Source organism: Carboxydocella sp. JDF658, assembly GCF_002049395.1.
Lineage (GTDB): Bacteria > Bacillota.
In genome coordinates this window covers 1-202 of record NZ_BDLR01000188.1, presented here as the reverse complement: position 1 = coordinate 202, position 202 = coordinate 1, and the positions used below count along the sequence as shown (strand labels likewise).

At 54.5% G+C, this 202-nt stretch carries 1 rRNA gene; it reads right to left on the bottom strand.

The features are described from left to right. Positions 1–202: ribosomal RNA gene (locus tag JDF658_RS13580) — 23S ribosomal RNA — on the bottom strand; the annotation flags it as partial.

Below are 202 nucleotides of genomic sequence, written 5' to 3'. Positions count from 1 at the left end.
GTCAGCCCCTATACGTCAGCTTTCGCTTTGGCAGGGACCTGTGTTTTTGGTAAACAGTCGCTTGGGCCTCTTCTCTGCGACCGCTCTATGCTCCAGGCGCTTAGCCCTTCACATCTAGCGGCACTCCTTCTCCCGAAGTTACGGAGTCATTTTGCCGAGTTCCTTAACGAGGGTTCTCTCGCTCGCCTTAGGATTCTCTCCT